General features: G+C 47.4%; 31 protein-coding genes and 1 riboswitch. Of the genes, 19 read left to right on the top strand and 12 right to left on the bottom strand.

Annotated elements, in window-relative coordinates; genetic code table 11:
* Positions 1-25 precede the first annotated feature (25 nt).
* Genes yjbM through ABK447_RS14720 form a run of 3 tightly spaced genes read left to right on the top strand, consistent with a single transcriptional unit; the run spans position 26 to position 2,387 of the window.
* Entirely contained in the window at positions 26-661 is a 636-nt protein-coding gene (gene yjbM, locus ABK447_RS14730; protein WP_003155019.1) for a GTP diphosphokinase, read from the top strand.
* Between the two features lie 17 nt (positions 662-678).
* Positions 679-1,479: an NAD kinase gene (locus ABK447_RS14725; RefSeq protein ID WP_003155018.1), complete on the top strand. Its 801-nt coding sequence runs from the start codon at positions 679-681 to the stop codon at positions 1,477-1,479.
* Between the two features lie 14 nt (positions 1,480-1,493).
* Positions 1,494-2,387 (top strand): RluA family pseudouridine synthase, encoded by an 894-nt coding sequence (locus ABK447_RS14720; RefSeq protein WP_015239575.1) that lies wholly within the window; start codon positions 1,494-1,496, stop codon positions 2,385-2,387.
* A gap of 33 nt (positions 2,388-2,420) precedes the next feature.
* On the opposite strand, the gene prpE is transcribed toward ABK447_RS14720, so the two are convergent.
* Positions 2,421-3,170 carry a bis(5'-nucleosyl)-tetraphosphatase PrpE gene (gene prpE, locus ABK447_RS14715; RefSeq protein WP_007409101.1) on the bottom strand — a complete coding sequence of 250 codons (750 nt, stop codon included), beginning with the start codon at positions 3,168-3,170 and terminating at the stop codon, positions 2,421-2,423.
* 218 nt (positions 3,171-3,388) lie between these two features.
* Here prpE and ABK447_RS14710 point away from each other — a divergent pair, with 218 nt between their 5' ends.
* From ABK447_RS14710 to ABK447_RS14665, 10 genes are all read left to right on the top strand, one after another.
* Entirely contained in the window at positions 3,389-5,233 is a 1,845-nt protein-coding gene (locus ABK447_RS14710) for a monovalent cation:proton antiporter family protein (protein ID WP_025284561.1), read from the top strand.
* 53 nt (positions 5,234-5,286) lie between these two features.
* Positions 5,287-5,395: riboswitch (TPP riboswitch) on the top strand.
* 87 nt (positions 5,396-5,482) lie between these two features.
* Complete coding sequence (tenA, locus tag ABK447_RS14705; protein ID WP_007409099.1) at positions 5,483-6,190, top strand: thiaminase II; 708 nt, start codon at positions 5,483-5,485, stop codon at positions 6,188-6,190.
* Positions 6,168-6,785 (top strand): thiazole tautomerase TenI, encoded by a 618-nt coding sequence (gene tenI / locus ABK447_RS14700; protein ID WP_100001716.1) that lies wholly within the window; start codon positions 6,168-6,170, stop codon positions 6,783-6,785. Before tenA ends, tenI begins: the two co-directional genes overlap by 23 nt.
* The gene (gene thiO / locus ABK447_RS14695; RefSeq protein ID WP_100001369.1) at positions 6,769-7,878 is read left to right on the top strand and encodes a glycine oxidase ThiO; all 1,110 of its coding nucleotides are present in this window, start codon (positions 6,769-6,771) and stop codon (positions 7,876-7,878) included. Before tenI ends, thiO begins: the two co-directional genes overlap by 17 nt.
* Complete coding sequence (gene thiS / locus ABK447_RS14690; RefSeq protein WP_007409096.1) at positions 7,875-8,078, top strand: sulfur carrier protein ThiS; 204 nt, start codon at positions 7,875-7,877, stop codon at positions 8,076-8,078. The genes thiO and thiS overlap by 4 nt, the downstream gene beginning before the upstream one ends.
* Positions 8,075-8,845: a thiazole synthase gene (thiG, locus tag ABK447_RS14685; RefSeq protein ID WP_007610655.1), complete on the top strand. Its 771-nt coding sequence runs from the start codon at positions 8,075-8,077 to the stop codon at positions 8,843-8,845. The genes thiS and thiG overlap by 4 nt, the downstream gene beginning before the upstream one ends.
* A complete protein-coding gene (thiF, locus tag ABK447_RS14680) occupies positions 8,842-9,852 on the top strand; it encodes a thiazole biosynthesis adenylyltransferase ThiF (protein ID WP_221664034.1) in 1,011 nt (336 codons plus the stop codon). Before thiG ends, thiF begins: the two co-directional genes overlap by 4 nt.
* 22 nt (positions 9,853-9,874) lie before the next feature.
* Entirely contained in the window at positions 9,875-10,687 is an 813-nt protein-coding gene (thiD, locus tag ABK447_RS14675; protein WP_221664029.1) for a bifunctional hydroxymethylpyrimidine kinase/phosphomethylpyrimidine kinase, read from the top strand.
* A gap of 130 nt (positions 10,688-10,817) precedes the next feature.
* Positions 10,818-11,594 carry an enoyl-ACP reductase FabI gene (fabI, locus tag ABK447_RS14670; RefSeq protein ID WP_221664027.1) on the top strand — a complete coding sequence of 259 codons (777 nt, stop codon included), beginning with the start codon at positions 10,818-10,820 and terminating at the stop codon, positions 11,592-11,594.
* A 97-nt stretch (positions 11,595-11,691) separates the two neighbouring features.
* Positions 11,692-12,279: a CotO family spore coat protein gene (locus ABK447_RS14665; protein WP_311776348.1), complete on the top strand. Its 588-nt coding sequence runs from the start codon at positions 11,692-11,694 to the stop codon at positions 12,277-12,279.
* A 58-nt stretch (positions 12,280-12,337) separates the two neighbouring features.
* Here the strand turns inward: ABK447_RS14665 and cotZ are convergent, their stop codons facing one another.
* From cotZ to ABK447_RS14640, 5 genes are all read right to left on the bottom strand, one after another.
* Entirely contained in the window at positions 12,338-12,781 is a 444-nt protein-coding gene (cotZ, locus tag ABK447_RS14660) for a spore coat protein CotZ (RefSeq protein ID WP_061890539.1), read from the bottom strand.
* Between the two features lie 147 nt (positions 12,782-12,928).
* Positions 12,929-13,411, bottom strand: a complete 483-nt coding sequence (gene cotY / locus ABK447_RS14655) for a spore coat protein CotY (protein WP_061890540.1) — start codon at positions 13,409-13,411, stop codon at positions 12,929-12,931.
* Positions 13,412-13,561: 150 nt separating this feature from the next.
* On the bottom strand, positions 13,562-14,062 hold the full coding sequence (cotX, locus tag ABK447_RS14650) for a spore coat protein CotX (RefSeq protein WP_015417225.1): 501 nt from the start codon (positions 14,060-14,062) through the stop codon (positions 13,562-13,564).
* 92 nt (positions 14,063-14,154) lie between these two features.
* The gene (locus tag ABK447_RS14645; RefSeq protein WP_070081638.1) at positions 14,155-14,469 is read right to left on the bottom strand and encodes a spore coat protein; all 315 of its coding nucleotides are present in this window, start codon (positions 14,467-14,469) and stop codon (positions 14,155-14,157) included.
* A 37-nt stretch (positions 14,470-14,506) separates the two neighbouring features.
* Positions 14,507-14,893: a spore coat protein gene (locus ABK447_RS14640; protein ID WP_003154992.1), complete on the bottom strand. Its 387-nt coding sequence runs from the start codon at positions 14,891-14,893 to the stop codon at positions 14,507-14,509.
* A 170-nt stretch (positions 14,894-15,063) separates the two neighbouring features.
* Between ABK447_RS14640 and ABK447_RS14635 the strand changes: the two genes are divergently transcribed.
* The 4 genes from ABK447_RS14635 to ABK447_RS14620 all read left to right on the top strand — a co-directional run bounded on the left by ABK447_RS14635 (position 15,064) and on the right by ABK447_RS14620 (position 16,578).
* Entirely contained in the window at positions 15,064-15,420 is a 357-nt protein-coding gene (locus ABK447_RS14635) for a DUF1360 domain-containing protein (RefSeq protein ID WP_015388440.1), read from the top strand.
* Between the two features lie 286 nt (positions 15,421-15,706).
* Positions 15,707-15,904, top strand: coding sequence for a hypothetical protein (locus ABK447_RS14630; RefSeq protein WP_012117306.1), 198 nt, complete (start codon positions 15,707-15,709; stop codon positions 15,902-15,904).
* 91 nt (positions 15,905-15,995) lie between these two features.
* Positions 15,996-16,157 (top strand): YjcZ family sporulation protein, encoded by a 162-nt coding sequence (locus tag ABK447_RS14625; protein WP_007610678.1) that lies wholly within the window; start codon positions 15,996-15,998, stop codon positions 16,155-16,157.
* Between the two features lie 166 nt (positions 16,158-16,323).
* Positions 16,324-16,578 (top strand): stage VI sporulation protein F, encoded by a 255-nt coding sequence (locus tag ABK447_RS14620; protein WP_003154986.1) that lies wholly within the window; start codon positions 16,324-16,326, stop codon positions 16,576-16,578.
* A gap of 68 nt (positions 16,579-16,646) precedes the next feature.
* Here the strand turns inward: ABK447_RS14620 and ABK447_RS14615 are convergent, their stop codons facing one another.
* The gene (locus ABK447_RS14615) at positions 16,647-18,932 is read right to left on the bottom strand and encodes an ATP-dependent helicase (protein WP_108490839.1); all 2,286 of its coding nucleotides are present in this window, start codon (positions 18,930-18,932) and stop codon (positions 16,647-16,649) included.
* Between the two features lie 120 nt (positions 18,933-19,052).
* Between ABK447_RS14615 and ABK447_RS14610 the strand changes: the two genes are divergently transcribed.
* Both ABK447_RS14610 and bla read left to right on the top strand, forming a co-directional pair.
* Positions 19,053-19,307, top strand: coding sequence for a hypothetical protein (locus tag ABK447_RS14610; protein ID WP_015417229.1), 255 nt, complete (start codon positions 19,053-19,055; stop codon positions 19,305-19,307).
* A 128-nt stretch (positions 19,308-19,435) separates the two neighbouring features.
* Entirely contained in the window at positions 19,436-20,125 is a 690-nt protein-coding gene (gene bla, locus ABK447_RS14605) for a subclass B1 metallo-beta-lactamase (RefSeq protein WP_033574527.1), read from the top strand.
* Between the two features lie 41 nt (positions 20,126-20,166).
* On the opposite strand, the gene ABK447_RS14600 is transcribed toward bla, so the two are convergent.
* The 5 genes from ABK447_RS14600 to ABK447_RS14580 form a co-directional block, all read right to left on the bottom strand.
* On the bottom strand, positions 20,167-20,889 hold the full coding sequence (locus tag ABK447_RS14600) for an ABC transporter permease (RefSeq protein WP_033574528.1): 723 nt from the start codon (positions 20,887-20,889) through the stop codon (positions 20,167-20,169).
* Complete coding sequence (locus ABK447_RS14595) at positions 20,882-21,619, bottom strand: ABC transporter ATP-binding protein (RefSeq protein WP_007409079.1); 738 nt, start codon at positions 21,617-21,619, stop codon at positions 20,882-20,884. The genes ABK447_RS14600 and ABK447_RS14595 overlap by 8 nt, the downstream gene beginning before the upstream one ends.
* The gene (locus tag ABK447_RS14590) at positions 21,620-21,853 is read right to left on the bottom strand and encodes an AbrB/MazE/SpoVT family DNA-binding domain-containing protein (protein ID WP_007409078.1); all 234 of its coding nucleotides are present in this window, start codon (positions 21,851-21,853) and stop codon (positions 21,620-21,622) included.
* A gap of 159 nt (positions 21,854-22,012) precedes the next feature.
* A complete protein-coding gene (locus ABK447_RS14585) occupies positions 22,013-22,444 on the bottom strand; it encodes a GNAT family N-acetyltransferase (RefSeq protein WP_136396271.1) in 432 nt (143 codons plus the stop codon).
* 4 nt (positions 22,445-22,448) lie between these two features.
* Complete coding sequence (locus ABK447_RS14580) at positions 22,449-22,964, bottom strand: YjcG family protein (RefSeq protein WP_007409076.1); 516 nt, start codon at positions 22,962-22,964, stop codon at positions 22,449-22,451.
* Positions 22,965-22,968: the final 4 nt, after the last annotated feature.

The raw sequence follows: 22,968 nt of genomic DNA, 5'->3' as shown, positions 1-22,968 counted from the left end.
CAGGTTCGGAATTGGGGGATGTACGATGGATGACAAACAATGGGAGCAATTTCTAGCGCCATACCGCCAGGCTGTTGAAGAATTAAAGGTGAAGCTGAAAGGCGTCAGAACCCTTTATGAGTATGAAGATGACCACTCACCGATTGAGTTTGTGACAGGCCGCGTGAAGCCGGTGGCGAGCATACTTGAAAAAGCGAGACGAAAAAGCATACCGCTTCATCAGATTGAAACGATGCAGGATATCGCGGGGCTGCGTATTATGTGCCAATTCGTCGATGATATCCAGATCGTCAAAAATATGCTGTTTGCCAGAAAAGATTTTACCGTTGTCGATAAGCGGGATTACATAGCAGAGCATAAGGAAAGCGGATATCGGTCTTACCACCTTGTCGTTTTATATCCTTTACAAACAACGTCCGGAGAAAAGCACGTTCTTGTGGAAATACAGATTCGGACGCTTGCCATGAACTTTTGGGCAACCATTGAGCATTCACTGAATTACAAATACAGCGGGAACATTCCCGAAAAAGTAAAGCTGAGGCTGCAGCGGGCCTCAGAAGCCGCATCCCGGCTCGATGAAGAAATGTCAGAAATCCGCGGAGAAATCCAGGAAGCCCAAGCCGCGTTCTCGCGAAAGAAAAAAGCGGGAGACCGCCAGTAGGAAAGGAGGGGAATGGCATGAAATTTGCCGTTTCTTCAAAAGGAGACGAGGTTTCAGATACACTGAAAAGCAAAATACAGGCGTATTTACTCGATTTTGATATGACCTTGGATGAAAAAGAGCCGGAAATCGTGATTTCCGTCGGCGGTGACGGAACGCTTCTTTACGCATTTCACAGGTACAGCGACCGTCTCGATAAAACGGCGTTTGTCGGAGTTCACACGGGGCATTTGGGTTTTTATGCCGATTGGGTTCCGCAGGAGATAGAAAAGCTCGTTCTGGCTATTGCCAAAACGCCGTATCATACCGTGGAGTATCCCCTTCTTGAGGTGATTGTCACTTATCATGATGAAGAGCGTGAGGAGCGGTATCTGGCTTTGAACGAATGTACGATCAAAAGCATAGAAGGCAGTCTCGTCGCTGACGTGGAAATTAAAGGCCAGCTGTTTGAAACGTTCAGGGGGGACGGTTTATGTCTGTCCACGCCTTCCGGAAGCACGGCTTATAATAAGGCGTTAGGCGGCGCGATCATCCACCCTTCCATCAGAGCGATACAGCTTGCGGAAATGGCATCCATCAACAACAGAGTGTTCAGGACTGTCGGCTCGCCGCTTTTGCTTCCCGATCATCATAACTGTGTCATCAAACCGAGAAACGACGTCGACTTTCAAGTCACAATTGATCATTTAACCTTGCTGCATAAGGATGTCAAGTCCATTCTATGCCGTGTGGCAAATGAAAAAGTCAGATTTGCAAGATTCCGTCCTTTTCCGTTTTGGAAAAGGGTGCAGGACTCCTTTATCGGAAAAGGCGAATAGAAAGAGGAAACGGATTGGACAACTTTTTTATCCAAAAGAACATGACTGCCCGGGAAGCCGGCATGACGGTAAAAGAATATACGGCTCTGCTCGGCATTTCAAAGCGGCTTCTCGCTGACATTAAATTCGGCGGGGGAGACCTGCTTGTGAACGGAGAGCATGTAACCGTCCGCGCCGTGTTAGCGGAAGGAGACGTGCTTAAGATTGAATTTCCGAAGGAGCATGTGAGTGAAACGCTTTTGCCTGAGCCGGTTCCCCTTGATATTCTTTATGAAGATGACCATGTGCTTGTGGTCAATAAACAGCCGTATGTCTCCTCAATTCCATCAAGAGAACACCCGTCGGAGAGCATCGCTAACGGAGTGATCAGCCACTACCGAAAAAGCGGCGTACAATCAACGGTTCATCTTGTCACCCGCCTTGACAGGGATACATCGGGGGCGATGCTGATCGCCAAACATCGGCTTTCCCATTCTCTTTTGTCGGCAGCACAGAAGAAGGGGCTTGTCAGCAGGCGGTATCTCGCTGTCGTACACGGGATCATGCCTCAGAAGGAAGGAACGGTGGACGCGCCCATCGGAAGAAAACACGACAGTATTATTGAGCGGATGGTAACGCCGGAGGGACAACGAGCGGTGACGCATTTTCAAACGGAAAAAGCGGGACATGCGTTTACGCTTGCAGCCCTGCGGCTGGAAACGGGGCGGACGCATCAAATCCGGGTGCACATGAGCTACCTCGGCCACCCGTTAGTCGGTGATACACTGTACGGCGGAAAAAATGAGGGAATTGCGCGGCAGGCTCTTCACAGTGAGCGGCTTTCATTCGTACACCCCATGACCGGAAAAACGCTCGTTTTTCACGCTCCGGTGCCTGACGATATGAAAACATTAATTGAACAAATGTAAAGCCCGAACCGTTTGCCGGTTTCGGGCTTTTTTTCATGCCTGCCTTCCGTGATCCTCGCGAAATCGTGAGGCATCATAGGGCATTGAGCTTTCCACAGAGACGGTTTCATGCTCCGGAAAGCGAAAGCCTGTCAGTTGATTGCCGAAGACGCATCCTGTATCAATGTTGATTGTACGGTTGACGATCCGGGGGCGTTTTACCGGGGTATGGCCGTAAACAATCCATGCCTTGCCTTCATAAGCGGCGGCCCAGTCTCTTCTGACGGGTCTGCCGTCGGGATACGTTTCACCCGTGATATCGCCGTACAGAACAAATTCTTTTACCTTACGCGAGTATTTACCGATATCGTCAGCTTTTATGCCGGCGTGGGCGACAACGAGATCGCCATTATGTAAAATGTCATAAAGCGGCGCTGACTCATATAATCGGATAAATTGTCTGGAGACTTCCGTTCTGTCGGCGGGAGACAGCTCTTTCAGTTCGGCTGCCGTCGTTTCCAGTCCGTGCATCACTTTTACGGGGTTTCCTTTTAAGTAACGGTACAGTTTGTTGCAATGATTTCCCGGGACATAACGGACGGCTCCTTTTTCATATGCTTTTGCCACAAAACGCATCACTTCTACGGATTTTGGGCCTCTGTCCGTTAAATCCCCCGCAAAGACAAGCGTCCTGCCTTCAGAGTGAACGGGCGTTCCGTCTTTGACTTCATATCCGAGCTTTTGCATTAACGCGATCATTTCGTCATAACATCCGTGTATATCGCTGATGATGTCATAAGCCATTCGTGTCTGCCTCCTTATTAACGTTTTTTTATTTATTATGGGGCTAATTCCTATACCTAATTACGCTGTTTTTGCACAAATTAAAAAAAGAATTAAAGAAATAAAGCCTTATCACTTTTTTTTCGCGTTCAGCCTTGTTAGAATATGCGTTATGTTTTTAAAAAAAAGTAAGGTTTCGCCCGCTTTTTATAACCCTTGTTTTAAGGAGGTATTTACGAATGGAACACACATCAGTCGCATCTTTAGTCGTCGTTCTGATCGTCGCTTTTTTGACGCCGCTCCTTTTACATCGGTTTAAGCTCAGCATCCCCGTCGTCGTCGCGGAGATCATCATGGGGCTTATTATCGGAAAAAGCGGCCTGAATCTTGTCGTTCAGGGAGACACGTGGCTGGAGACGCTGTCTGTTCTCGGCTTTATCTTTTTAATGTTTTTAAGCGGCTTGGAAATTGATTTTTCTTCATTTGAGAAAGGGAAGAAAAAACAATTCCTTCCGAACGGCAAGGAAGCGCCCAACACGTTTTCTGCCGCACTGATTATCTTTTTCGGCATCTTTATTTTATCATTGCTGCTGTCCTATGCCTTTGTATTAGCCGGTTTTATTCAAAACGCATTTTTAATGACGCTTATTATTTCGACGATATCACTCGGTGTGGTGGTCCCGACTTTAAAGGAAGAACGGATCATGAACTCCAATATCGGCCAGATCATCCTGCTTGTCGCCGTTATCGCGGACTTGGCTACGATGATTCTGCTCGCTTTCTTCTCTTCTCTTTACGGAGAAGACAGCGGAAATATGTGGCTTCTGTTGATTCTCTTTGCCGCGGGGGTCGTGCTGTATTTCTTCGGCAGGATCTTTAAACACCGTTCATTTGTGCAGTCGATGTCTAAAGGCACCGTGCAGATCGGCACGAGAGCCATTTTCACACTGATTATCGTGCTTGTCGCTTTATCGGAATCTCTCGGGGCGGAAAATATTCTCGGCGCGTTTTTGGCAGGCGTTCTGGTATCGCTTCTGTCTCCGAATAAAGAAATGGTGGAACAGCTGGATTCCTTCGGCTACGGGTTTTTAATTCCGATCTTTTTCGTCATGGTCGGGGTGAAATTGGACATTTGGACGCTTTTCCAAGATCCGAAAACATTAACGATGATTCCGCTGCTTCTGCTTGCGCTGTTTATCAGCAAAATGTTTCCGGTGTTTTATTTAAAGAAATGGTATGACAAAAGAACCGTGTTTGCTTCGGGCTTTTTGCTGACGTCCACGCTGTCGCTTGTTATCGCGGCGGCTACGATTGGAGAAAGGCTCCACATTATCAGCGCCAATATGTCCGGCGCGTTGACTTTAGTTGCGGTTATTGCCAGCATCATCACGCCGATCGGCTTTAAGAAATTATACAAACGGCAAAGTGCGCCGCAGGAAAAAAAGCGCATTACATTTATCGGCGCCAACCAAATGACGCTTCCTGTTACGCTGGAATTGCCCGATGAGGAATATGAAGTACGGGTCGTCCATGTGTATCAGGAAAATGCCGGAGAAACGCTTGCGGAATCTGTTTTTTCGGTTGACACGATTTCTGATTACGAGCCCGGCACGCTTGAGTCGCACGGTATTTTCAAAACGGATATTCTTGTCGTGGCGACGGGAAATGAAGATGTGAACGCTGAAATCGCCTTAATAGCGAAAGAGAAAGGGACTGAGCGTATCATCGCAAGCGTCGGCTCGGTTGAGCATGAAACAAAACTGAAAGAAGAGGGCATCAGTATTTTTTCTATCCTTCTGTCTACAAAGACGCTCTTGCGCGCATTAATTGAGGCGCCGGGCGTGATGAGCCTCCTGACGAATGAGGAGTCTTCGTTATATCAGATCAATCTGGAAAACCCGGCGTATAACGGCATCATTCTGCGGGAATTTCCGCTGATGGGCGATGTGATTTTCGTCCGGATTTTCAGAGGTGTGGACAGCATCGTTCCGCACGGAGACACGCGGCTGAAAACAGGAGACCGTCTCATCGTCACGGGCTCGCGCAACTACGTGTCGGAACTGAGAAAAATCCTTGAAGCTTGACCAAATTGCAATTCGTGATAATATAGAAGGCATAACAAATAAATCATTAATCGTATGACCACTAGGGGTGTCCTTCATAAGGGCTGAGATAAAAGTGAGACTTTTAGACCCTCATAACTTGAACAGGTTCAGACCTGCGTAGGGAAGTGGAGCGGTATTTTTTTGGGGTTCCTTTTATCCATTTAAATTCCAAACCACTTTTCCGATGCGGGAAAGTGGTTTTTTTATTTTATCAGGGGGGAAGACATGATGACATTTTCTGAAGAATGCAGACTGGCGGCTGCCGAATGGTGGGACGGAAGTTTTGTTCATCCGTTTGTAACGGGAATCGGTGACGGAAGCCTGCCGATAGACCGTTTCAGCTATTACGTGCTGCAAGATTCCTACTATTTGACGCATTTTGCAAAAGTTCAGGCGTTCGGCGCCGCATATGCCGAAGACTTGTTTACGACGGGCAGGATGGCGGGCCACGCTCAAGGGACATATGAAGCGGAAATGGCGCTGCACCGCGAGTTTACGGAACTTTTAGGGATTACGGAAGAAGAGCGTGCGGCATTTAAACCGGCACCGACCGCCTATTCTTATACGTCTCATATGTACAGATCGGTGATGAGCGGCAATTTTGGAGAAATATTAGCTGCGCTTCTGCCCTGTTATTGGCTTTATTATGAAGTCGGCGAACACTTAAAGGAGTGCAAACCGGAGCATCCGATTTATGAAAAATGGATCGGTACATACGGCGGAGACTGGTTCAGACAGCAAGTCGAAGAACAGATCAGCCGTTTTGACGAGATTGCTGAAAACAGCACAGAGGACATCCGCGCGAAAATGAAAGAGAATTTTGTGATTTCAAGCTATTATGAATATCAATTTTGGGGAATGGCCTATCAAAAAGAAGGCTGGTCCGAGAAGGGCGGAAAAGAGGTGGAATCTTTTGGAGCTGCACGCGGTAACTGATAATCGCAAACCCGTTGCCGAGCTGGCCGAGGATATTCTTTCGATTCAGCGCGAAGTAAGCTTTATCCATATCCGTGAGCGGGATAAAACAGCGGGAGAAATCATGCAGCTTTTGACCCTTTTGAAAAAGGGCGGTGCGGATAAGGACAAATTGATCATCAATGACAGGGCGGATATCGCGCTTTTTGCCAATATACACCGTGTTCAGCTTCCGTCCCGCAGCTTTTCCGTAAAGCAGGTGCGAAGCAGATTTCCCCATCTTCATATCGGACGTTCGGTTCATTCGCTGAAAGAAGCCATCCAAGCTGAAAAGGAAGATGCGGATTATGTGGTGTTCGGCCATGTATTTGAAACCGAATGTAAACAAGGACTTGAAGCAAGAGGCATCAGCCTGCTTTCAGAGATCAAACGCACGCTTTCCATCCCCGTCATCGCAATCGGCGGAATGACAATGCAGACGATCGGACACACAAAGCAGGCGAAACCGGACGGAATTGCCGTCATGTCAGGTATTTTCTCAGCTGAAAATCCTGAGGAGGCGGCAAAGCGGTATGCACGCGCGGTAAGGGAGGCCGATTATGAAGAAGCACTATGATACGGCGGTGATCGGCGGCGGAATTATCGGGTGCGCCATTTCTTATGAGCTGGCGAAGACGCAGCAGAACGTTGTCTTGTTTGAAGCCGGAGAAGTCGGCCGAAAAACGACAAGCGCTGCCGCGGGAATGCTGGGCGCTCATGCGGAATGTGAAAACCGGGATGCGTTTTTTGATTTTGCCATGCACAGTCAAAGGCTGTATGAAGCGGCGGGGCAAGAGCTTGAGGAAGCTTGCGGCATTGACATCAGGCGCCATAACGGCGGAATGCTTAAACTGGCGTATACCGAAGAAGATATCGCCCGTCTACGGAAGATGGATGATCTGCCTTCCGTCACCTGGCTTTCAGCGGAAGATGCCCTTGAAAAAGAGTCTTACGCTTCAAAAGACATTCTCGGCGCAAGTTTTATAAAAGACGATGTCCATGTCGAACCGTACTATGTCTGCAAAGCGTATGCAAAAGGGGCGCGGCGCTATGGCGCTGACATATATGAGCATACACAAGTCACCTCCGTAAAACGGGTGAACGGAGAATATTGCATCACAACATCCGGCGGGGATGTCTATGCTGACAAAGTCGCAGTTGCAAGCGGGGTATGGAGCGGCCGGTTTTTCAGCCAGCTCGGCTTGGGACAGCCTTTTTTTCCTGTGAAAGGAGAATGCCTTTCCGTGTGGAATGACGATTTCCCGCTGACCAAAACCCTTTACCATGATCATTGTTATGTCGTCCCGAGAAAAAGCGGCCGGCTTGTCATCGGCGCCACGATGAAACAGGGCGACTGGAGCGATACGCCTGACATCGGAGGAATTGAGGCCGTCATTGCAAAAGCGAAAACCATGCTTCCCGCCATCGAACATATGAAAATAGACCGGTTTTGGGCGGGTCTCAGGCCGGGAACAAGAGACGGAAAGCCGTTTATTGGGCGGCATCCTGAAGACAGCGGCATCATCTTCGCTGCCGGCCATTTTCGGAACGGCATCCTGTTGGCGCCGGCAACGGCTGAAATGGTGCGGGATATGATCCTGGAAAGACAGATTAAGCAGGAATGGGAAGAAGCGTTTCGAATTGATCGCAAGGAGGCTGTTCATATATGATCCTTCAGCTGAACGGAAAACAAATTGATTGGAATCGAAATGAGGGGACGGTTCAGGATTTGCTTGAATCGTACCAGCTTGATCAAAGAATCGTAGTTGTGGAGAGAAATAAAGAAATCATTGAAAAAAAGAATTATGAAAATACGAGTTTGTGTGACCGCGATGTCATAGAAATTGTCCATTTTGTAGGAGGCGGATGAGGATGTTAACAATAGGCGGAAAACAGTTTCAGTCAAGATTGCTGTTAGGAACGGGAAAATATCCGAGTTTTGAGATTCAGAAAGAGGCGGTGGCTGTCTCGGAATCAGATATTTTAACCTTTGCGGTGCGGCGGATGAACATCTTTGAAGAGTCTCAGCCTAACTTTCTCGAACAGCTTGATTTGTCTAAATACACGCTTCTGCCGAATACGGCCGGCGCCGCAACGGCTGAAGAGGCGGTCAGAATCGCAAGGCTTGCCAAAGCTTCAGGGCTTTGTGACATGATAAAAGTAGAAGTCATCGGATGCAGCCGGTCACTTTTGCCAGATCCGGTTGAAACGCTGAAAGCATCAGAACAGCTGCTCGAAGAGGGATTTATCGTGCTTCCGTATACGTCAGATGATGTCGTGCTCGCAAGACGCCTTGAGGAGCTCGGGGTGCATGCCATTATGCCGGGCGCTTCGCCGATCGGTTCCGGTCAGGGAATTTTAAATCCGCTGAATCTTTCTTTTATCATTGAACAGGCGAAGGTGCCGGTCATTGTCGATGCCGGCGTCGGATCTTCAAAAGACGCCGCCTACGCGATGGAGCTCGGGGCTGACGGCGTGCTGTTAAATACCGCTGTATCAGGCGCTGATGATCCGGTCAAAATGGCCCGGGCGATGAAGCTTGCCGTAGAAGCGGGCCGTCTTTCTTATGAAGCGGGGAGAATTCCGGTGAAAGATTACGGAACTGCAAGCAGTCCGCGAGACGGTCTTCCGGTATGACGGACAGATATTCCAGACAGGAGCTGTTTCAGCCGATCGGTCCCTCCGGCCAAGAGAAGCTCCGGTCATCTCATGCCGTGATTATCGGCGCGGGTGCGCTTGGGACGGCAAGTGCGGAGATGCTTGTCAGAGCAGGGGTCGGGAAGGTAACGGTCGCTGACAGAGATTATGTGGAGTGGAGTAATCTCCAGCGCCAGCAGCTTTATACCGAAGACGATGTCAGACAGGAAATGCCGAAAGCCGCGGCGGCTGAAAAACGGCTTCGATCTATAAATAGCGATGTAGAGGTCGAGGGATTTGTCATGGATGTCACTGCGGAAAACGCACCCGGATTGATTCGTGGCGCCTCCCTCATCGTGGATGCCGCCGACAACTTTGAAACGAGACTGATTGTGAACGATGCTGCTGTGCAGAAAGGGATTCCCTTTCTGTACGGCGCCTGTGTCGGCAGCTACGGGCTCTCTTTTACCGTCATTCCCGGTGTCACGCCGTGCCTTCACTGTCTGCTTGAGACATTGCCTTTAGGCGGTATGACATGCGATACGGCGGGAATCATCAGCCCGGCTGTATTGCAGACGGCCGTTTTTCAGGCAGCAGATGCGCTGAAGCTGTTAACGGGCGGATCTATCGAGCATGTTCTCCGTTCCTTTGATTTATGGAAAAATGAACGGTCAGAAATAAACGTCGCCCGTCTTAAGTCGGCTGATTGCCCAAGCTGCGGCACAAACGATTTTCCGTTTTTATCCTATGAAAATCAGACAAAGGCGGCGGTTCTGTGCGGACGGAACACGGTGCAGATCAGAACGGGGATTTCCGAACAGTTTGATCTGCAAAACCTTGCGGGACAGCTCAGACGGGCAGGGCTTGATGTTTCAGCCAACCCGTATTTAATTTCGTTTTGCACAGACAATTTCAAGATGGTACTGTTTCGTGACGGCAGAGCATTAATACACGGCACAAGTGATATCAGCAGAGCGAAATCTTTTTATCATAAATGGATCGGATAATGCGAAAGGAGCGAAAAACATCATGAGCATATGCAAAGCATTGACGATTGCCGGATCAGATTCAGGAGGCGGCGCCGGTATACAGGCGGATCTCAAAACCTTTCAGGAGCTCGGCGTTTTCGGGATGTCAGCCATTACAGCGGTAACCGCCCAGAACACGTTGGGCGTTCACGGCATTTATCCGCTCACCCGGGAGGCGCTGGGCAGCCAGATTGACGCGGTGGCGGAAGATTTGCGGCCTGACGCTGTAAAAACGGGAATGCTGTGGAGCGCGGAAATGATTGCGGAAATTGCGGAAAAAACGGATCAGTACGGGCTTGATCATCTCATCACCGATCCCGTCATGATTGCCAAAGGAGGCGCTTCCCTGCTGCGTGAGGAATCTCAGGCCGCGTTAAAAGAGCTGTTAATTCCGCGCAGCTATGCGGTGACGCCGAATGTTCCGGAAGCTGAGGTATTGACGGGGATGGAAATCCGCACGTTTGAGGACCGGAAAAAAGCGGCCGAACGCCTTTACAAGCTTGGGGCAAAGCATGTCATCATAAAAGGCGGACATCAGCCTGAACAGGGGAGAATCGTTGATTTATTATTTGACGGTTCGTCTTTTACCCAAATAAGCCACGCTTATATTGACACGAAACACACCCACGGAACAGGCTGCACGTTCGCAGCCGCGCTGACGGCGGAAACGGCAAAGGGGAAAAACATTCAGACCGCGTTTGAGACAGCCGTCAATTTTGTGCGGGAAGCCGTGGAACATACGCTCGGCATCGGAGCGGGACACGGCCCGACCAATCATTTTGCCTTTAAAAGGAACAGTCTGCAGACGAGATAAAAAAGAGGCCGCGTCAACATCCGCGGTCTTTTTCCCATGCTTTCAATCTGGACAAGGTTATGGTATGATAAAAATTAAGATCAGGTACTAAAACTATGTCTTTAAGACGATTACAGGAGGCTTTATACATATGAATTTCTCACTTGAAGGCCGCAACATCGTTGTGATGGGCGTTGCCAATAAACGCAGTATCGCATGGGGAATCGCCCGTTCGCTGCATGAAGCCGGAGCGCGCCTCATTTTCACTTACGCGGGAGAGCGCTTGGAAAAATCAGTTCATGACCTTGCGGCTACATTAGAAAGAAATGATTCCATCATCCTTCCGTGTGATGTGACAAATGACGCTGAGATCGAAACTTGCTTTGCAAGCATTAAAGAGCAGGTCGGCGTGATTCACGGCATCGCGCACTGCATCGCGTTTGCAAACAAAGAAGAGCTTGTCGGCGAATATTTAAATACGAACCGCGAAGGATTCCTGCTTGCGCATAACATCAGTTCTTACTCTCTGACAGCGGTCGCAAAAGCGGCGCGTCCGATTATGACTGAAGGCGGAAGCATCGTTACACTCACTTACCTCGGCGGAGAGCGCGTCGTTTCAAACTATAACGTAATGGGTGTGGCAAAAGCGTCTCTTGATGCGAGCGTGAGATATTTAGCCGCTGACTTAGGAAAAGAAAACATCCGCGTCAACAGCATTTCAGCAGGGCCGATCCGTACGCTGTCTGCAAAAGGAATCAGTGATTTCAACTCTATCCTGAAAGAAATTGAAGAGCGCGCGCCGCTGCGCCGCACGACAACACCTGAAGAAGTGGGCGACACGGCTGCATTCTTGTTCAGTGACCTGTCAAGAGGCATCACGGGCGAAAATCTTCACGTGGATTCAGGATTCCATATTATCGCACGTTAAATAACAAGCAGTCCCTTTCAGGGATTGCTTTTTTCTTTCTTCTGATTTTAATCATTCCGTCATATAAATAAAACATGACAGAATCGGAGGGATGAAGATGTCAAAACAAAACAGAAACGCGGAAAAAAAACCGCTCATGTATATTGTTCAGGCGGATTATTCAGACACGCAATCATCAATGCAGGACATATTAATCAAAAAAAGGAAAGCGCCGCAGCCGCCGGAAGAAGAGCCGATGCATGGAAAGCGGGAGGAAGAATGTAAAACTCAGCCTGAAGGAGCAGTGGCTGTCGAACCAGAAAAGCAAGTACCTGAACAGCACAGCCGCTCAGAAGAAGCCGTTCAAGAAGTTCCGGCGCAAGCGGAGCAGGACACTGCCAAGCCTGACGCCGCTGAAAAAGAGCCTGAAGCGGTTCACAATGCCGCCCCAGAGGAAAAGGTTCCGCCAAAGCGCGTGAAAAAGCCGATGAGCAGAATGTCCATTCTTGAAAAAATTGATTTCTTAACGAAGCTGCCGCATAATATGCCGCGGACCCTTTGTCTGATAGAAGCCAACGGGAAAACCTACAGAGGCGTAATCGTCGGCAGAAAAAATAATGCGATCTTCCTGCGGACGACAAGCAACGGAGCGCCGGCAGAACTCGCAATAGACGATATCACCTCGCTGCATCCGCTTGGATTTTAACCATACAAAAAGCTGCCTGAATTCTGTAATCCGGCAGCTTATTTTTATGCTTTTTGATTTAAGAATGTGTGCGGTTGATCAGTCTCGGGTTCAGGCAATTGATGGCGCAGAAGCTATTAAGATCGACTTCAACGCAATAGTTCGTTTTTTCTAAACGGAATACATCGCAGAGAGAGTCTTTATCTGTAAAATCAAGAATGTGTTTATGCTCATCAAAAGCAATAAGCAGGCTTAATGTGGCACAGCCGTCACAGACCCTTTCAACTCTGAAAAAAACGGTATTAAAACACGGACCGTTATCCAGCTCGCCGACGTTTCCGAATGCGGTGAACGGTTTCGATTTTGAGGTGAAGATGGCGAACGGCACTGTATTGCCTAATGTATAAGCCGGAGATAAAAGGTTAGAATAACAGCCTGTCGGGCAATCTTCTTCGACCGCATTTTGCAGGTCTTCAATATTTTCTACCGCTTCACGCACACAGTATGTTGTTTTCTGGTTCATAATATCCCTCCTGCCTTAACGTTTTAAATGGGACCGGATTAAACGATATCGGAGAGTCAGCCGCCCGGAAGTCCGGGCGGGCTGATGATTGCATCTGTAATAGAAGATTGGAAGGGGATTCTCTTTAGAAAAGATGCGAATCAATGACTATCCGTGATGCTTTTTCTCTTTGTGCGGCTCAGGCCGGTTAACAAGCTCCGGTGAAAGGCACTGAATGGCGCTGAAGCAGCTCAGATCAACTTCAATGCAAAATTCTGTTTTTTCTAAACCGAAGAAATCAGGATCACAAGGATGGCAGACGCTGAGGGTGTCGCCGTGCACATCTACGGGGCGCAATACTGACAGCGTCGCGCAGCAATCGCATAGTCTTTCTACACGAAAGAAAATGGACTCAAAGCACTGGCTGTCATCCGCAAATCCTCCGACGTTCCCGAATGTGGAGAACAATCCGCCTTTTTTATCAAATACGAGAAACGGAATGGTGTCTTTACCTGCAATCGTCGGGCTCAAAAGATTCGTATAGCATCCAGTCGGGCATTGTTCTTCAACAGCCTCTTGTTCTGCTAAAATCTTCTCGACTGCATCGCATACACAACTTTCATCTCGGCCATGGTGTTTTCCGCAGCTCATGGATTTCAGCTCCTTCTTTTAGGGTATTTGACTTTTGTCTTTAACAACATATGTACGCGAGCCTCACTTGGTGTGGGTGAACGTCTATATATTCATCATATGCGGAGAAAATAAGAAAAAGCAGAGCATTTTTAGCTCTGCTTTTTCTTTTTAGAGGACGAGGGTGATGACTAAGATGGCAACCAGTGTATTTGTTGCTGTAGAAATCAATGTTGCGATATCGGCATCTACTGTTGTCACGTTTACGCCGCGGGAGTTTTCGATGAGCAGTTTTTGACGGTTGATTTGTTTGTTAGCTGTTAGCTGCAATAAGTCTTGTGCGACCAATTCAGCGATGACTCCGTCAGCGATTGAAGTGAGAGTGGCTGTTACGACTGCTGCATTAAGAGCTGTCATGACTGAAGTGACTGCCTGAATATCTGTCGATGTCACGTTAATATCACAAGAGTCTCTGATAATAATCGCTTCTTCAGAAACTTGTTTGTTGAGATTCGCCTGTGCCAGGTCTTGGTCGATGAAGGCATTATCTTCGCCGAATCCATTTCCGTTACAGCAAACACTGCATCTTCTGCCTTCTTTTTCCTCTTTTTCTTCTCGCGGATGTTCGCATTCAGGATCAAGTGCAACCCAAGAGTATGGTCTGCTTTCCATATCTATTCCTCCTTTTCTTTTACTATTATTAAATGAGCCGGCCCCTTACTTTGACTCAGGCATCTATCCTGATAAAAATCACTATTTTTTAGTTATTGACCGGGATTTTGGCGTCTTTGCCGGAGCTGTTCGATTAATTGTTCTCTGCGGGTTTGCGGATTTGTCTGCTGTTCTTGCGCTTTTTCCTGCTCTTTTTTCTGTTTCTGGCTTTCAAGAAAAGCTTCTGTTTTCGCCTGCATGTCTTTGACTAATGCGATCAGCATTTCTTTTTCTTCATCAGGGATATCCCGCATTTTATCCTTTGTCACGCCGTGTTTTTTGAAGACATTGCTGACAAGCACCTTTAAAAGCGGATCCACTTCTGGTAGATTTTCGAGTTCTTTTTTTAATTTTTCGTTATCTGCCATTTGTTCTCACCTCTATTTAAATATTTGAAAAGAAAGGTTAAAGGATGTCTAGTTCAGCAAAAAGTATATTTAATAATTGAAACAAAATTTGTACAAAGGCCATGATATCGTCTGCTGTCAGTGTGATTTTAATATTGCGGCTGTTCAGGACTTGAATGACGGTCCTCTTTTTTATTTGGCAATCATCCAGGATCAGCAGTTCGGTTGCGATTTGGTCGGCTGTGTCTTCATCTGCGATCGCGAGCTGTGTCGCGAGGATAATCGCCGTAGTAACTGAGGCTTGTATAGAAAGAGCGGCCGTTATATGTGTTGTATCTATTGTGACATTTTCGCAATCAATCACTTCGATCGTCTGCTCGAATTCGTTGGATAATTGTTCGTATATTTGCGGTTGCAGTGTTTCGACTTTTTCTTCAAACGACATAACCTTCACTCCTTTCTCATTCATACTCTATATAATGCAAATGAAACGCCGAGCGGAATAAGAAAAACAACTAAACCGCACCTATTTTTTTACCGGACAAGGTGCGATTCATGAAGATCAGGGTTTTCGCATATGTATAAAGAGGTCAAGTTTTGAAAAGGAGTGAACAGGTGGTTATCAATTGGCTTTCATTTATTCTGTTATCGTTTGCCGTTTTCCGGCTGGCCAGGCTTTTCGTATTTGACACCATTATGGCACCGCTTCGGAGCCTTTTTCACGAGGAAAAAACAGAAACCGCACCAGACGGCACGACAGAAACCTACATTGTCATAAAAGGAAAAGGCATCAGGGCATTTATCGGTGAACTTCTCAGCTGCTACTGGTGTACGGGCGTGTGGTGTGCCGCCTTTTTAATTGCGGCGCAGATTGTGATACCCGAGGCTGCGCAATGGCTGATTTTGCTGTTAGCCATAGCCGGCGCGGCCGGGATCATTGAAGCTGCGGTTTCCCGTCTTCTGCAGGAATAAGGCGGTTCCACCAGCAACTTACCGTCACTTTCGGCATAAACTGGCATATATGACATAAGGAAAGGAAGGATCACCATGAATCAATCAAGCAAACCTTCCCAACATTCTCCATACAAATCAACTGTGCATCAGCCTTACGAAAAAAAAATCAAGAAAAAAGGCTGCGGCTGCGGCCAAAAGAAAAAACCGAAATAGCCGTTTTCTAAAAAACCGGAGCTTCCGGTTTTTTTGTTTTTTGCCGAACGCCGGCCTCCGTTCGGCATAGATCATAGGAGGAGGGGATGTTATGAATATATTTGAATCATTCATAAACGGTAAATACCGCCGGCACAATCAAAACCAGCGGGAGCATGACAAATATATCTTATCTATTGAAAAACAGCTGTCTGAGTTTGATGAAGCGGGATCGCGCTTTGAGGAATGGATAGATGTGTTTGCCGCCGAAACAGAAGCAAAACTGAAGAAAAATGAGCATTCTCACTAAAATGAACGAAATCCGCACCGGCCCTATGCATTTATCCAAGCCAAACAAGTCGGCTCACATAGAGTATAGAGAGTAAAGGAGGTGCTTAGATATGGGATTCGGATATGGCGGATTCGGCGGCGGCTACGGCGGTTATGGCGGCTGCGGCGGATACGGAGGCGGCTATGTCGGAGGCGGATACGGCTCAACATTTGTTCTTGTTGTCGTATTGTTCATCCTTCTGATCATTGTCGGTGCATCCTTCTTTGGCTAAACCTTAGCAAGACCTTGGATAAGCGCGGGACCGTTCAGTCCCGTGCTTCCCTGATGTATGAAGGAGTATAGAGACGGGGCACTCGGAATTTTTTCCTTGTCTTACGGGCACATGTTCCGCTCTTTATTCATACAATATCGTATTACTCCACAAAAGGAGGCACACCATGGATAATCAATTTTTCAAAAATATTGAGAAGAAAACAGGCGTCAGCATGAAGGATGTCATGAACCTTGCAGGATCATTGCAAAATGCCAATTTCAAAGATGAAAACACGGTGAGAGGCGTCATTCAGAAGGTGTCCCAGCTGGCTAACAAGCGTGTTCCGAAAGAATTGGAAGACAAAATCGTTCAATCGATTACAAGCGGTAAAGAGAAACTTGATTTTGGCACCATTTCTAAAATGCTGAACAATAAATAGGCGTCAGCCGGCCTTGCTAAAAAGGCCTTTTTATGTGAGAAGAACCCGGCAGTGATCTGCCGGGTTCTTTATATCCTGAGTGCGCTCCGTCTGTCCGTCCGAAGAAGGGGCTCGAGAAATCTTGAGCTGCGCGCTGTTTTTCCCCGCCTGTACGCGGGACAAGATACATATAAATGCTGCATGGCCCTTGTCATTGCGACATACAGAAGCCGTCTTTCTTCTTCGAGCGGAGCGGGATCGCCCTGTCTCGCCGTCTCAAGTGCGAAGTCATGGGGGATCGAGCCGTCAGCCGCGCCTAAAATATAGACCGTATTGAATTCAAGACCTTTAGAGCGGTGAATGGTCAGCAGTTCGACGCCGTTTTCATCGGTTTTCAGATTCTCAGCGGCGCGCATATGATCGACATGCGCAAGAAAATCGGGAATGGTTTTGAATTTTTTTGCGGCCACTTTGACATCCCTGAGATCATCAGAGCCTTTTTCCAGTTTGTTTCCCTCATTGCCCCGTTTTTTTAAATACTCGGAAAAACCCATTTTGCTTTCTGCAAAGGTGATGGCTTCAACCGGCTTCATTGTCCGGATGCTTGCGAAAAACGGAACGATCTGCTTGATCTTCTCTATTTGAAAAGGCTTCAGGTCAGGCAGTTTCGTCAGTGCCTTAATCATCGTGCAATCTTCCGTGATTGACAGCGCCTTTAACGTTTGCAGGGCGGATTGCTTTAAAAATAAGGCGGGCAGCAGGTCTTTCACCGCATCCGGATCATCTTCATTCTGACTCGCATATAAGTAGGCGAGGATCTGGCGTACGATTCTGCGGCTGTAGAACGTCTGCACGCCCCGGTCGGCATGATAAGGAATCGATGATTGGTGCAGTCTTTCATAAATGGCCCGTCCGGCGCTGTTTGTCCGGTAAAGCACGGCAAAATCGTCAGGACTCGCCCCGTTTTGAATTTTCTCTTTCATATCCGAAACGATCATGGTCGCTTCTTCTTCTTCATCGTAAGGAAAAAACATCACGGGATTGTGAACGCCGTCTTTGACGGCAGAAAGTGTTTTTTCATACCGTTTTTTATTTTTCTTTACGACGGCATGAGCGCTTGAGACGATCGGATGCGGCGAGCGGTAATTTGCCGTTAAGTAAATGGTCTTTGCTGCCGGATAGTCCTTTTGAAAGTCAAGAATGAAAGACGGGCTGCTGCCGCGGAATGCATAAATGGATTGGTCGTCATCACCCACGCAGCACAGGTTATTCTCAGGGCTTGCGATCATTTGCATAATGTTGTACTGGACAGGATTGATATCTTGGAATTCATCAATCAAAATATGAGAAAATCTGTTTTGGTACTGCGCGAGAATATCAGGCCGGCTTTGAAACAGTTCATAACAGCCTTGGGCCATGTCATCAAAATCAAATTGCCGTTTTTCCCGCTTCTGCCGTTCGTAATGTTCGTAGAGCCTGTACACTTTTTTCTCCCAGTCGTCCGCAAGCGGAATGGTCTCATGGGGGAGATACGTGTTTTTCCAGCAGCCGATAAGCTGAAGCGCCTGGTCGACGGGAAACTCTTTTTCATCCAAATTTTCTTCATAGAGCGCCTTTTTCACATATTGCTCTTTTTGCCACTCCATTTTTAAAAGCTGGCTGCCGTTCCATTTTGAAGAATCATAATGATAGAGTATTTTATAGAAAAAGCTGTGGAATGTTCCTGTCACGAGACGGGAGACTTTTCCGGCTGCCAGACCGTACTCATTTGCCATCCGCTCTTTCATTTCGGCGACGGCTTTTGTCGTAAAGGTCACAAGCAGCATATTCTCAGGTGAAATGCCGAGGTGTTCAATCATATAGGCGGCGCGTGCTGTCAGCACCCTTGTTTTTCCGCTTCCCGCTCCGGCAAGCACTAATAAAGGCCCGTCCGTTTCAGTAACTGCCTTCATCTGTTCACGGTTCAGGCCGATGCCGGGGAACAAAGATGTATCAGCCGCCTCGGATGTTGGTGAAAACGGTTCGGCCGCAGGCACTTTTTTCGGGCTTTTCCATTCTGAGACGATCGGTTTCGGATTCTCTGAAATCGCTTTTCCTTTCGGCAGGCGGAACATGCCGGCTTCCTTATACTCTTCTTTTTCTTTCTCCGCTAGTGGTTCCTCGGCCGCGCATGCTTTTTCACAGGCGGTGAAGTCTCCCTTTTGCCGGTGATAAAATGCCGGCTGCTCTAAAATCGAAAGCCGCATCAAGACGGGCTGCTCACAATGTGCGCAAAAAATATTTCCTTTCTGAGCTTCTTCAAAAAGGAATTGGTAATGTTCTCTAGAATATGTATGTAAATGTATCGTTCGGTTATTCAGTCGGGCGCATTTCAAAAAGGGGTCCTCCCATTAAAAGGTGTTCATCCATTTGATAGACAAAGAATATCATAACAAAAGAACAGCGTTTCAAAAAGTAAGATTAAGGGAAATGAAAAGCGAAGGGGAGGGGTACATATGATTTATGCAGGACGGATTCAAAACCAGCAGTATTCTCAATACGCAAACCGGGCAGCGGGTTATAAGCCTGATTACGCCAGCATTACGAAAGCGGCCGCCCTCGCCAATGACAGGGTGTACAGAGAGGTGGAGCGCCGCCAGGAAAACACCGCAGCCGCAGAAAAGAAAGTACATGAGGAAAAACGTAAGCGCTCTCTTTCCCGTCTGCCGCAAATCATGGGAAAAGGCAGGTTAATAAATCAATACGTGTGAAAAAGCCCGGATATATCCGGGTTTTTTTGAGTCGTATATATGAAAGATGCGGAAAGGAATGATTCAATTTGAGAAAGCTTTCATTATGAATTGCGGGGTTATTTCTATTCGGCCTCTTTACTGCCGGAATGAAACCGGCAGACGCTGCGGAGGGCCCCGCAGCAAAAGATGTCACTCTCATACAGCTGGCGCCGCATGTTTGGATGCATACAAGCACCGGTACGGCAGACGGAAGTCCCGTCCCTGCGAACGGATTGCTTCTTGAGACTTCCAAAGGAATCGTACTGATTGATACTCCGTGGAATGACAGTCTCACAGAGCAATTAATGACACAAATAAAAAAGCGGTTTCCCGGCAAAAGGATGACCGATGCCATTGTGACACACGCCCATGATGATCGTATCGGCGGGCTGAACACCCTGTACAAATACGGCGTAAAGGTGCACAGCACGAAGCTGACCGCCGACTTGGCCCGAGAGCAGGGATATGACCGGCCGCTCGGAGATTTGAAAAACGTGACAAAGCTGCAGTTTGGCGATATGAAAATTGAAACGTTTTATCCGGGAAAAGGGCATACGGAAGACAATATGACCGTCTGGCTGCCTGAGGATAAGCTCTTATTCGGCGGTTGCTTAATCAAGGCTTTAGAAACAAAGGAAATCGTGCCTACTCCGGGCTTTTATCCGGATAAGTGGCCGCGCGCCGTCCGCAAAGTCATGAAAAGATATCAGGACATCAGCATTGTCGTTCCGGGCCATGGCAGTCCGGGGGATGATCGTCTGCTGCCGCATACGATAAACCTTCTGAAAGAAACGTAATAAAGAAGACCGGCGCTCCCATTACGGAGTGCCGGCTTTTTTTATCTCTTCCTGATTTTCATAAAACTGAGGAAAGCAAGTGCAAGCGCCAAAACGGTATATCCCGCTATCGGCCAAATATGCTGATGAAAGGAAGAATAATCTCCGGTTATGACTTCCTGGGCCAGCTCGATCGAGTGAATAAACGGTAAGGCATAAGCGATATGTTTGAATGTGTCACCGAGCAGGCTCACCTCCATCCAAGCCCCGCCCAGAAATTGCACGAGTGTAATATAAATCGTTCCGATACCTGAAATTTGTTTGTCCGTAAACACAGCCCCTAAACATAAACCGAAGAAAACAGACATCATCGCAATCGGCAGCAAGACAGCGATACCTGCGAGAAGATTCATCCACTCGGCGGATAAACCGGCAGCCGCTGCTGCGATAAAACAAATGACGATTTGTAAAATGGCTAACGGCAGCATCGGCATTGCATAACCGATGACATAATCGGCTGTTTTTAAAGGGGAAGCAAACAAACGGGTCAAAAGGGCGGTCTGTTTGTCTTTTGCGATCAGCAATGCAGAGAACATCGTAAGGAAAGCGAAACCGAAAACAATGAGTCCGGGTGCTAAGTGCTGAATTTTAAAGGTATCAAGCGGCGCATTTTTTTCAATCGCCGTAAACAGAAACAATAGAATAACAGGCAGTGCGATTCCAAGGATAATAGACAGGGGGTCACGAAAAATTTCTTTGCGGTTGCGAATGGCGAAATCAAGCATAAAGACCCGCCTCCCCGTCACAAATCGCTAAAAAGGCATCTTCAAATGTAGCTGAATGAGTTTGCTTTTTCAGGGCCTCCGCCGTACCCAGTGCTTTTAAAGTCCCATTTTCTAAAATGCAAATACGATCTGCCAGGGCTTCAGCCTCTTCTAAATAGTGTGTCGTTAAAATAATCGTCATGTCACCCTTTAATGCCTCAAGATTTTTCCACAACTCGCGGCGCGAACGGACGTCCAGCCCTAATGTCGGCTCATCTAAGAAATAAATATCCGGCTTGGTGATCATTCCCATTGCGATGCTGAGCCGGCGCTGCATTCCTCCTGATAATGTTTTGGTTTTTGCTCTTTCTTTCTCTTTTAATTGAAACAATTCGAGCATCTCATCTGTTCTTTTTTTTGCTTCTTTTTTCGGAATTCCGTAGACTCCGGCTATAAACTCTAAGTTTTCCCGCACGGTTAGATGAGGAGCGATGGCTGTTTCCTGCGGGGACATATTCAATTTCGGTTTTATTTTATCTAAATCAGTCAAAATACTGTGTCCAAGCACTGATGCATCACCGTCATCCGGAGAAAGGAGTCCGCAAAGCATACTGATTAATGTCGTTTTTCCGGCTCCGTTCTCACCGAGTAAAGCGAAAAATTCCCCTTTCTCAACTGAGAACTCAAGACGGTCAACGGCGGCGGTTTCTTTATAATGTTTCGTTAATTGCTTCAGCTCAATCGCGTGCATTTACTCATCCTCGCTATCTTCATCGATTTGCTTAGCGTTTAAAATATCTTTTGCAAACTCGAAAAAGAGTTCTTGTTTAACAAGTGCGATACCTTGCTGGTCATCCCCGAGCATAAGCAGTGAATCCCCCGGATTTATATCGAAAACATCTCTTGCTTCTTTAGGAATGACAATCTGTCCTTTTGTGCCCACTTTAACAGTCCCGAATATGTGTTTTCCTTTTGGTGCCGTCATGTTTATCCCTCCGAAATATGAATTGTATTTTTTGTATGGATTGTAATACTTCGTATACTAAACATACATTAACCTTCCATAAAATGCAATAAAATTCATTTAATAGTATTATTTTCATAAAAAAAGCACTCCTGCCATATAACAGGAGTGCTTTTGATTTTATCGTTTGTGTTCCTTTATCATTTCCAGATGGGGGATGCCAGCATCTGGAAATTCTTCGCCGGATGTGACGCGGTATCCTTGTTTTTCGTAAAACGGAACCGCCTGCGTCTGCGCATGTAAGATAAAGCTGTCGGCGCCTTTGGCTGCCGCCGCTTTTTCAAGCGCCTGCATAATGATGGCTCCGACGCCTAAAGAACGATGGCTTTTCATCACGCAGATGCGCTCTAATTTTCCATGCCCGTCTTTCAAGCGCCATCTGCCGGCTCCGACCGGCTGGCCGCCGTCATATATGACTATATGCTCTGACGTGTCTTCGAATTGATCAATCTCTTCTTCTTCCGGAACGTGCTGTTCTTTAACAAAGACCTCTTTTCTGACGAAAAAAGCGTCGTTCAGCTGTTTTTCAGTTTTTGCGATGATGGATTCCAAGCAGTTATTCTCCTCCGCCTAATAAAAATGTTTCGTACACAGTCCATGAGCCGTTATCCAGCTGATAGAGCAAGTGAAAACGGTCGATGACTTCTTCGTGGGAAATGTCCAGCATTTTCAGCTGTCCGAGTACGTCGGAATGTTCATCTGACGACAGCTTCTGGCCGACCGTGACATGCGGAACGAAGCTGTATTCCGGCTCGCCGGATAATGCTCCTGAGTAGCATTTCTCACTCAGAGATTTTAATTCCTCCGTCGGCTCTGCTTTCATATATATCACATTATTCACAGGAGAAAACGAGCTGTATTTTGTGATTTTCAGAACGAGCGGATGCGATTCTTTCGCCGTCTGTCTCAGCTGTGATACGACCTGCTCGATTTCCTGTTCTGTCGCTTCAAACGGATCTCTTAGCGTCAGATGCGGCGGAATGAGCGCGTAGCTCGGGTCGTAGCGTTTCCGGTACGAATTTGCGAGATCCTGTAATTTTTTTGATGGAAATAAAACAATACCGTATTTCATGAAA

Source organism: Bacillus sp. hwrm1, assembly GCF_040207805.1.
In the GTDB taxonomy this organism is placed as follows: Bacteria; Bacillota; Bacilli; order Bacillales; family Bacillaceae; genus Bacillus; species Bacillus velezensis.
This window is presented reverse-complemented; position numbering and strand designations above follow the sequence as displayed.